The 11,170-nt window shown below is 35.2% G+C and carries 8 protein-coding genes; all 8 read right to left on the minus strand.

Annotation, left to right across the window (positions count from 1 at the left end; genetic code table 11):
- Positions 1-52: 52 nt before the first annotated feature.
- The 8 genes from AOU00_RS09780 to AOU00_RS09815 all read right to left on the minus strand — a co-directional run bounded on the left by AOU00_RS09780 (position 53) and on the right by AOU00_RS09815 (position 11,114).
- The gene (locus AOU00_RS09780) at positions 53-1,156 is read right to left on the minus strand and encodes an acyltransferase family protein (protein ID WP_069290498.1); all 1,104 of its coding nucleotides are present in this window, start codon (positions 1,154-1,156) and stop codon (positions 53-55) included.
- A gap of 59 nt (positions 1,157-1,215) precedes the next feature.
- A complete protein-coding gene (locus tag AOU00_RS09785; protein WP_069290499.1) occupies positions 1,216-1,944 on the minus strand; it encodes a sugar phosphate nucleotidyltransferase in 729 nt (242 codons plus the stop codon).
- Positions 1,945-1,957: 13 nt separating this feature from the next.
- Positions 1,958-3,097: a glycosyltransferase family protein gene (locus AOU00_RS09790; RefSeq protein WP_061831720.1), complete on the minus strand. Its 1,140-nt coding sequence runs from the start codon at positions 3,095-3,097 to the stop codon at positions 1,958-1,960.
- A 69-nt stretch (positions 3,098-3,166) separates the two neighbouring features.
- On the minus strand, positions 3,167-7,003 hold the full coding sequence (locus AOU00_RS09795; RefSeq protein WP_237166385.1) for a glycosyltransferase: 3,837 nt from the start codon (positions 7,001-7,003) through the stop codon (positions 3,167-3,169).
- A gap of 42 nt (positions 7,004-7,045) precedes the next feature.
- The gene (locus AOU00_RS09800; protein WP_013312205.1) at positions 7,046-7,459 is read right to left on the minus strand and encodes an FAD synthase family protein; all 414 of its coding nucleotides are present in this window, start codon (positions 7,457-7,459) and stop codon (positions 7,046-7,048) included.
- Entirely contained in the window at positions 7,456-8,982 is a 1,527-nt protein-coding gene (gene asnB, locus AOU00_RS09805; protein WP_237166331.1) for an asparagine synthase (glutamine-hydrolyzing), read from the minus strand. The genes AOU00_RS09800 and asnB overlap by 4 nt, the downstream gene beginning before the upstream one ends.
- Before the next feature lie 25 nt (positions 8,983-9,007).
- Positions 9,008-10,315 (minus strand): ABC transporter ATP-binding protein, encoded by a 1,308-nt coding sequence (locus AOU00_RS09810; protein WP_028542103.1) that lies wholly within the window; start codon positions 10,313-10,315, stop codon positions 9,008-9,010.
- Between the two features lie 10 nt (positions 10,316-10,325).
- Positions 10,326-11,114 (minus strand): ABC transporter permease, encoded by a 789-nt coding sequence (locus AOU00_RS09815; RefSeq protein WP_028542104.1) that lies wholly within the window; start codon positions 11,112-11,114, stop codon positions 10,326-10,328.
- Positions 11,115-11,170: the final 56 nt, after the last annotated feature.

An 11,170-nucleotide genomic window follows, 5' to 3' on the forward strand; every position in this document is an offset into this window, starting at 1 on the left:
ATGCATACAAAAAAGCCCTCGATTTTTATTCGAGGGCTTTTTAAGTTAATCGTTAAACAATCTTACTGGGAATTGTTGCTGTTTTATTAGAACTACCAGAACTAAATTTTTTGCCAATCAGGAAAGGTAAAAATCTATTAAATAGTTCAATAAAAAGAATACAACTTAAGAAGACAAGCAAGGTAGAAATAACAACAAATGAAATTCCATCTAAATACATATTTGTTGTAACAGAAAACTTCTCGTAAAAATTCACATTCTCCCAGAAGCTAAGTATTAATCCATGCAGACCAAATATAATTAAAGAGTTTTTACCAAAATAGGACAGTAAACTAGATGACTCAATTTTTTTGGATAAGTATATATAAAATATTAAACTAGCCAATACCGACAGATAAAATAATACATAATTATGTCCATAGTAATTTCCTGACATGCCTGGTTTATCATTTATTAAAAATAATAAAAGACCCAGAAATCCCGCTACGTAAGCAAAATATGGTTTGTTAATTCTAATTTTTTCAATAAAATATTGTTCATTCAATTTGAATATATAACCACAAATAATTAAAGAGGCTGCATTAATTGACGTGCCAAATGACCAAGGAAGTGCATGTGTGTCAAGCTTGCTTAAGAATGCACCAAGTATGGTTAGCAATATCCAAAATATATACATATAACTTCTTTTGGACGAAATTTTCAAGACCAAGTACGAAATGATCTGGGCTAAGAAGAGACAAGGTAGGAACCAAAGAGACATATTTAGAATACCTAAGTGATCTCCATCTGCATATAAAAAAGTTTCAATAACAATCATTGGATCGAGCGTTCCGACAATCCCCATCCAGTGCATCCAACCAAAATACAGTAGTGAGCATATATACAGAGTCGTATATGGTAAAAGGATTGTTTTGATTTTAGACCACAAAAAACTACTAAACTTATACTTCTGAAAATTAGAAGTAAACCCAGAAGCAAAAAAGAAAAGAGGCATATGGAAGGAATAAAAATAGCCTATAATAAAGCTCTTATCCATCATTTCATTACCTTTAAAACCATGGGGCACCAAATGTGAGAATACTAAAAAAATAATCGCCAATCCCTTTAGTACATCCACCCACTTTATTCTAGTTGGAAGAGCTTTTACAATTTGCATTTAAATAGACTCGCTTTCTTAATTATTTAGCATAAGGTATCTTTAGTTCTATGATAATACTAAGAAAACAGCTCATAAACCATTTCACTTACTAATTTGTTAGCAAGCATCAAAGAACTATGTGTTCCCGCATCAGTCCACCAGTTCTCTAAAATATCAAATGTAAGTTGATTTCGTTGAATATAAGCGTTATTAACATCTGTTATTTCATATTCTCCTCTTGCTGAAGGAGTCAAGGTCTTGATGATATTGAATACAGAGTGATTGAACATATAAATGCCCGTAACTGCATAATCACTCTTAGGAACCTCTGGCTTTTCTTCAATATTTACAATGTTATCGCCTTGTAGTTCTGGTACTCCATAGCGATTAGCATCAGGCACTTTATGAAGTAATAATTTCGCTCCTGATTCTTGAAGTTTGAATTTTTCAACAAATGATGATATATCATCTTTAAAAACGTTGTCCCCCAAAATAACAACCATCTTGTCATTGCCAACAAAATGCTCAGCTAAAAGCAAGGCCTGTGCAATCCCCCCGGCTTCATCTTGCACTTTGTAAGTCAGAGTAACTCCAAGGTCGACACCACTTCCTAAGAGATTGACCACATCTCCCATATGTTCTTTTCCAGTAACGATTAAAATATCATTTATATTCGCCTTTTTGAGTTTATCAATAGAGTAATATATCATCGGATATTTACCAATCGGCAACAAATGTTTGTTTGTAACTTTAGTAAGGGGGTATAATCTAGATCCAGTCCCTCCAGCTAATATAATCCCTTTCATATCTAAGTTCCTCCTATTGAAGCTCTTTTATAAGCAGCTCCATAATGGTTTTTGCACGAGCTTCCCAATTATTATGGACTACGAAGTTTTCCAGTTGCTCTTGATCATAAAAAGGGCGTTGTAGGGTATCTATATCCATTAGATATTTTCTTATTTCCTCTAAACTATGATATAGATAAATCCCTTCCTGATTTAAGAGCCTTGTTTCTTCGCTATCCACCGCTAATATCACTTTATTAAAACTCAAATACTCATAAACTTTTACTGGATTGATCGTATCAATTCTATCCGAATTCCTCAAAAAGGGGTATAAACAAATATCAAAAGCATCAATAATTGCACCAATTTCTGATTTAGGAACAGTCTCATAATATTTAATCCTATTATGCTGTTCAAAATTATAATTCAGGTTATTTCTCCCAACCAAACATACAACAAATTTCTCATCAAAATCAGTAATAGCCTTAACCGCTTCTACATCAAACCAGTGGTCAATCGCTCCCACATAGCCAAAAATATAGTAGCCCTCTTGCTTTAAACGTCTCAATTCATCAGCAACCAAGCTATCTACATTTATGTTTAGTATAGCTGTATCCACAGCATTTTTCACTAAATAAGATTGTCTACACAATGTTTGAGAATGCTTATGCAAATGATTACTTGTAGAAATAACCAGATCCGCCTTGGCAAGTAATTCAAGTTCCCACTTTTCGAGTAATTTCTTCATTAATGCATTGTTAGTTAGAAATACATAGTCGTCCATTCGATCAAACACAATCTTCTTCTTATTATTATTTGATTTAATAAGAGGATAAAAGACTGGACTTCCTAACCAAATGATATCTGCACTGCAAACTAAATCTTTCAACTGTCTTTTTTCAAACCATTGATTCAAATGGAATATGTCTAAGCTTTCAAAGCTTCTAGGTAATCTCAGACTGCCCGAAGGCCTGAATATTTGAAGACTATCATTAATGATTTGATTTCTTCTCTTATAATCTGAGTTCTGCCTTACAATACTATTAAGTATACTAATGGATGGTTCTACAAAGGTGATGTGAACCCCCGGCATTTTAGCAAACTCTTCGGCCAAATGTTGCGGACGTTGTTTTAAATCATTCCAATAGATTGGAGAGAAATATAAAATTTTCATTTAACCGCTCCATACTAATAAAGGCGCCCCTTATTTTTTATAAAAGAGGCGCCTTTAAAGTTTTATTAATTATCTATATGCTCTTGCCAACTGTTTTCGGGAATTTATATCGTTTTCCTTCATTTGTATTAATTCTTCATACGCTTCAACTGTGTATTGTTTATACAGAATATCAATTTCAACGTCTCGATTTTTAGTCGGAATCTTCTGCAAATGATCTAATTCAGCTTTAACAATTTCGAGGTGATTCTTATCTGCCTCAATATCCGATTCCATCGGCGCATACAGATCCTTTTGCAATTGGTAATTAGTCAAAATACTGTTTCGCATTGTCTTTCTAACATGCTCAACAGTATATCGGGAGGTGTCCACATCATGAATGACCTTCATTTTAGGATTAAGACCAACCTTATAGCCGATTTCTCTCATAGCAAAAGATACAACAATTTCTTCTCCTCCAGCGTAATTGTTTCCTTTACGCCCATAGGCGCTTCTAAAGCCCCCAATTCGCATTAGCGCAGCATGTCTAACCGCAAAATTGGCTCCATAAGGGAACTCCCACTGAAAATTAGAATCGATAATTTCTTCGCCTTCCACGATAAGCTGGCTCCAGTATGCTTCAGTACCTGGTTTAACCACTTCTGGCCGTTCCTCATGTAAATTGAGTATGATATTCCCACCCATGACCCCGATATCGGGACGATCTGAGAACCCTCTGATGGTTTCCTCAAGCAAGTTAGAGTTTGCAATAGCGTCATCATCAATATAGAGTATGACCTCTCCTTCTGCCCCAAATAAACCAACATTACGTGCAAAGGAAAGACCTTTTAATGGAGCCTCCATATATCGCAGGAAGGATTCGTCAATATTATAGGTTGCTCTGAAATCACGAACCAAATGATGAATCTCATCATTCAAATAATCATTATTTACAACGATAATTTCATAGTCTGCTTTATCCAACGACTGTTCTATGACAGATTTAATCGCATTCGATAGCTTTTCACTCCGCTGGTAAGTACAAATAATAACTGATAATCTCTTATTATAAACGGGTTCACTTTCAATGACCGCCTCAATACGGTACAAGTGATCGTTCTTAACCTTCGTATTTATAAGAGAGAACAGAACTTCCGTATCCTGTGCAAAAAAGTCATAATTGCTATCTGTTTCACCATTCATTTTATCCTTTATTTTCAGATCCCACGGATAGTTAGCTACAAATGTATCTGTTGTATGCTCTGATTTATCTATAAGCAGTGCATACATAGACGATAAAGCATTAGAATCAATAAATTCAAAATCATGGACTTCGCCTGTTTTTATATATAAATAGCAAATAGGCGTTGCCAAATTAAGACCAATAATCGTATTCACTTCATCTCTTCCAACCACAGTATGTCCTTTAGCAAGAACATACTTCTTAAACCCACCAACTTCAGTAGCATCTCCCTCAATGATCCATACTAATGGGGTCAGATAAAAATCTCTTCTAAAATCATCAAGTACCATGAGTTTATATCTGTTAGAGGTGATGCCCAGTTCTTGATCTAAAGCGGTCAGTGACTTATCGTGCCAGCGATAATCATATATAGGCTCATCGAACGTCACATGTTTGAGCTCAAATAGAGAGTTCACTCTCATCCAGTAATCATAATCTTCAAGGGTATGCTTATAACTAGAATAGTCACCCAATAACTGGGTTACCTTGGCCCTATACATAAAAGCTGCACCAATCGTATTGTTAGGATATACGTTTAACTCCAATGCAGACTTAGGCAGCATAACATTGCCACTGAACTGTGGTTCTTCATACCAGCCATGGTTGGAAATCACTTGACCAGCAGAGTCGATTAACCTCATGTTCGCATATACCATACCAATATTTTCATCACTTTTAAGATCAGCTACCATCTTCTCCAGGAAATTTTCAGGGAGGATATTATCTGCACTTGTCCACGTATGATATTCACCCTTGGCTAGTTTAAAACCTCTGGATAATGTTCTTGGTATTTTACGATTTTCCTGATGAACTACTCTGATACGATGATCTGCTTTAGCATACTCATCAATAATTTCTGCCGTTGAGTCTTTTGAACCATCGTTAATAATAATGAGTTCAAAATACTTGTAAGATTGCTGCAGAATACTATCAATAGCTTTTGATACATAATCCTCACCGTTATATACAGGAAGGACGACCGATATAAGATCCTTCTCAAATTTAATCTCGAACTTATCAAGCTCCAGAGAAAATGAGTTATCTTTAGATACTTTATAATTGTAAAATTTATACTCATACCAGGTTAATAACTGCTTGTAATTCCCTTCATCTTTGCGTAGATCAATCGGCTGATCCCCCGCGTTCGTTCTGTTAAGCTTATGCGACACTTTAGATTTTATCTTTTTCAGTAAGATAGTGGTGCCATAACTTTTCCATACTCTATATCCCTTAAGAACATATATCATTTTGGACTTGTGTAAGATATGTTTAAGTTTATTCGCCATTTTCCACCTTTTAGAGTTATATATATTGTGAATCTCTGTAGACAGTCTTCCATTATATTCTTCCAACTCACTGAACTGGGTGTTCAGTTCATTATATTGACCAAATAGTTGTCTATATTGATGATTTAATATATCCAAGTTGTTTTTTTCATTATTATAATCCTGTGTAAGTTGAACATATTTCTGTTCTAATTCGTCTTTCTTTTCAGACAGGGATTTAAAATCTGCTGACATGCTACTTATTACATTTTCCTGATGATCTCGCGTTTGAATCAATGTGTTAATCTGATCCATATGCTCAACAATGTGTTGTTTTTGCTGCTCTATTTCTTGGCTTTGAGCATGATTATGAGCTTGTAATTCATTAAATTCATTATTCAGGCGTGTATGCCCTGCTCTATAAGCATGGTCCACGTCATCTTTTAGAAATCTGCTAATTACATCCATACACTTATCTATCGTCTCTCTTCCTTTAACCGGAAACATCTCTAAAGTAAATTTCCTTCTTTGTTGTATTAGTTGTTCATCTAAGATTGCATTAAGTAAGGTTTGTTTAATATTGCCGTTATCGCTCACAAAAGGAACAATGTTTTGCTGAACTATTTGTTCTTCCAAAGGTAAAATCCCCTCGAAAGATTCTGTTTGGGGATGTTGGAATATTACAATTGGAGTGTCCGTAAACAGCGCATCAAATATAGCCCCAGAGCCGTCAGACAATATCACATCAGCTTCCTCTATTAAATGAACAAGAGAAGCCTTATGATCAAGCACATCAGGAATATGAGACTTAACTAGACTAACCCGATCATGCTCCAAAAAAGAAGTGCCATGATGCAATTTCACCTTCATATTAAAGGTATCTGACATTTCTTCAATATGGTTCATAACAAGCTCAATAGACGACTCATTCCCATACGTAGGCAAATAAAGCAAATTATATTTATCCGTTTCGCGCTTCTTCCTTTGAAATTTGGCGTATTTAATCATTCCAACGATTTCAGTCTGAGTGTACGCTGCCAAAACCGAGGAATCATACAGCCCATTACAAAAGATAAAATCGAAATTTCGACTCCATGTGTCTAAATTCCAGTTTGGCTTAGCCATTCCATACTGATATCTAAACTTATAATCGGACTTAACTTCCAAATAATAAGGGAGATAAGGATAGAAGGCTATTTTATATGCCTTGTCAGGTACAGAGCTTGTTAGAGTCAATTTTATACCATTGTTCTTCAAATAATGATAGGTATCTAAGGACATGTCTCCCCAATCTTCTTCTTCAATGTGAGGGACATAAATATCACAAACGATCTGCTTTCTTTCACACTCCTCAATTAAAGGCTTAATCGTTTCATATAAAACTAGATTGTGAATGACAAAAGCTATAGATCTGTTCATATTCACTGCAAAACCTCTTCCTTTCAGGCAAAAATCTTATACTTATTTTCTTAATTTCAGTAATGTCTCATTCAGTAAAGTCGATGATGTACTCTTCGTATAGGGAAAATATATAATTTTCACTCCAACTTCCTTAAACTGCAACTCATACTGGTCCCAACGTTCATTTTGAAACCAATCATCACCAACGAACATTACGTCATATTTTAATTTTTGCCAAACCTCAAATTTATCCATGGAGTCCTGAGGAATTACAGTATCAACAAAGCTGATGTTTCTGACAATCTCAATTCTTTCCTCAAAAGGAATTACCGCTTTTTTGTACTTATATGAAACCAACTCATCTGTGGTCACACCAACAATGAGTTTATCACAGAGTGATTTAGCATTTCTCAACAAATTCAAATGCCCAATATGAAATAAATCGAAGACCCCGGAAGTATAGCCGATAATCATAAGATTTCTCCTAACGTAGTTAAATTGAAGTTAAACCATTTGTCGAATGTCGTCTTCCCTTCAATTTTCTCAGAAGATAGGACTTTTTCAAGTTGAACAGGAAAACCCACCTTTTTTCTGTTTACAATCTCTGCAGGGACAATATCTTTAAAAATTCTCTTGAGAGGAGCCTTAACAACCCCATCCTTCATTTTGTACAGAGAATTTACACCTGCAAGCCTTTCAATTAATCTATAGTCCAAGAAAGGAGACCTTGCTTCCACGGAATTTAACATTGAGGCACTATCCAGTCTTTTAAGTAACCCTCTCAAATGGGCTTGTTGAAAGAATGCAGCTACGATTTTTTGAGGCGACTTTAACTTCATGAAAGGTGCCAAAGCGTCTTCTACAATCTCTATATCATCTTCAGATCCGTAGGTGTAGAGTTCACTAAAGGTACGGATATCGAAGTCTGTAGTGCTACTAGCCCATCTGAAAATACGGTCATACCCAAAGAAAAGCTCATCAGCGCCTTCTCCACTTAATATGACTGTATTTTTAGCAGATGCTTGCTGAGTCATATGATACAGTAACACTTCATTGGGCACAGACAGAGGCTCTTTTTTTACAGTTATAAGCTCTCGAGCTAATGATAAAAAGTGATCAGGTTCAAACAATATCGGATGATGAATGGTATTGTATCTTGTTGCTGCGATTTCAGACCACTGAAACTCATTATAATCTTCAAAACCAACAGTCCAAGTATGCTCTACTCTGGCAAGTGCGGTAATAATCGTACTGTCCAATCCCCCGCTTAGGTAACTTCCAATTTCAACATCTGCGATCTTACGGTACTCTACTGCAGAGCGAATTAGAAATTCAAGTTCCTCATCGGAAGGAGGTTCTTTTTCAGAGTAATCAATTTCCCAATATTTAATAAATTCGCCATTCTCGTAATAATATCCTGGTGGAAACTCTTTTATTTCATTATAGATAGTACGATCATTAAAAAAGCATCTCATCTTTTTATATTGTCTTACGGCTTCTTGATCTATAGAAATGTTGTGGACTAATGGGAGCAATGGAGCAATTTCAGAACTGAAAATGAACTCTTCCCCATATCTGCTGTAATAAAGCGGCTTTACTCCCATACGATCTCGTGCTACAAAAAATGATTTCTGCTGGATGTCTAAAACAATAAAACTGAACATTCCATTAAGCCAATTCAACATTTGGGGACCATATTGAATATAAAGCTTCAATAAAAGTTCAGTATCTGAGTTTGTTCTCATTTGAATTGAATAACTGGAGGCTAATTCTTTATAATTATAGATCTCTCCGTTAAATATAATCACATATCTTCCGTCATCAGAGAAAAAGGGCTGATCACTTCTCCGATCCAAATCTAAGATACTTAATCTGTTATGCCCCAGCATAAAGTTTTCACTCTGATATACACAAAGTGGGGCCGTAGGCCCCCGGTGTTTCATTATATTTAAAGAATTAAGAAATACTTCTTTATTTATGGCTACATTAGAAAACAAAATCCCACACATTTTATCACCAGCCTTAATTAATGACTTGCAAATCTATTGTGTTATCTACAAATATTAATCCTGGTACGTAATTATTCTCGGGCTTAGGAACCTCAAAAACAGCTGCTATACTTACGCTATCCAGATAAAGAGGCTCAAAAGGCTTAGGCTTCAAACCAATAGAAATGGTGTATTTACCACTTTCAGATAACAGATTACGGAAATTAAAGTTAACCTCCAGAATGCCTCCCGCTTGCATTTTCGGAACTAATTTTGCTTTATTATAGATATTCATGCCAAACACATCGACACCAGTATGGTTTCTAACCATGTAGCCAATAGTTCCCTCAGAATCTATATCTTTATAATATTGTGCCAATAAACGCAAAGTAACCATTTCGCCAAAAGGGACCTGGTTCACAACTTCTCCATTGACTAACAAGTCCGCTCTTATAAAGCGCGCATCTCCCGTTCCAGAACGAAACTCATTGGCACGTTTTGCAAAAGCAGGATCCTCTTCTAATAGCAACAGCGAACTCTTCTTATCTGTTTCGGAATTAACAAATACATCCAAAGATTGAACACGTTTCATATCTGCAATTTCCTGGTTAACAATATTTTCATAAATTTGTGCTACACGTTTCACTGGACCAATTTCGACCATGTGTCCTTTATCAATCAGCAACGCTGTATCACAAAAACTTTTAATGGTATCCATGGAATGAGAGACAAATAAAACCGTACTTTTTTTGGAGAGCTCTTTCATTTTGGTAATACATTTTGCCTGAAAATAAATATCTCCAACAGACAAGGCCTCATCTACAATCAAAATATCCGGATCAACATTGATGGCTACTGCAAAAGCTAATCTGGCAAACATACCACTGGAGTACATTTTGACTGGTTGATTAATGAAGTCCCCGATATCCGCAAAGGATACAATAGATTCAAGTTTACCATCCATCTCTATTTTGCTATACCCCATAAGGGTTCCGTTCAAGTATATGTTTTCCATTCCTGTTAAATCTGGATTAAAACCTGCGCCCAATTCCAAAAGAGCAGCAACTTTCCCATTCACTTTAATGCTTCCGTTGGTGGGAGTAATCACGCCTGTGATCATCTTTAAAAGAGTCGATTTTCCAGAACCATTTTTACCAATAATACCAATCGCTTGTCCTTTATTTATGGAAAAAGACAGGTCACTGATGGCCTTAAATTCAGAATGATACTTTTTTTTAAAGGGATGAACGGCCTCTTTTAATCGCTCATTGGGATTATCATATATTTTATATATTTTAGTGACATTATTAACTTCCACAGCAACTGATTCTGTTTGATTCATCATTTTCTCCTCACAATACATCTGCAAAATGAGATTTCATTTTCTTGAAAATTTTGATTCCTATAGTACCAGCGATAATCACAATAGCCCAAAAGTAGATCGTCATTGATGGATGCTCCCAGAACCATTTGTGATCAATAAAAGTATCCCGATATCCTTCGACGATATAAAAAACAGGATTTAGTTTAAAGAAAAACTGATACTTATCTTCAACAATATTTAAATTCCAAAAGATCGGCGTAAGCCAAAAGAATAGCTGAATAAATACCGCAACAACTTGACCAACATCCTTTACAAAAACAACTAATGTCGCTGTTATGTAAGAAATGGACAAGGAAAGAAAAATCGTGGCTAATAAATAATAAAGGATTTGAATGTTATAAATCGTAAATTCAACATTGTAGATTTTAAACATAATGAAAAGAACAATGATAAAAAATACATGTACAAAAAGAGCAGACAAAATTTTCACCATCGGCAGCAAACCAACTCGGAAAACAATCTTCTTTACCAAATAATTGTTTTCAATAATACTATTGGTTGCAGTTGCTAAGCTTTCAGAAAAGAATAACCAAGGCACCATTCCTGTTAATAACCAAAGTATAAAGGGAGTATCTCCAATAGGTACATTTTTAAAACCAACCTGAAATACGACCCAATAAACAAGTATAGATACCATAGGATGTATAAAAGCCCAGAGTACCCCCATGAATGAACCAAGGTATCTAGATTTAATATCTTTTTTAGACAATTCCCAGAGTAACTTTAAATTTTTCGAAAAGTTTTGAGTTAAATTCATACGAGTGTGTCACGACCTTAAACATGGTTTGGTAAGTCTCTTACAATCAAACAGTG

Origin of the sequence: Paenibacillus polymyxa (assembly GCF_001719045.1) — a bacterium.
GTDB lineage: Bacteria > Bacillota > Bacilli > Paenibacillales > Paenibacillaceae > Paenibacillus > Paenibacillus polymyxa_B.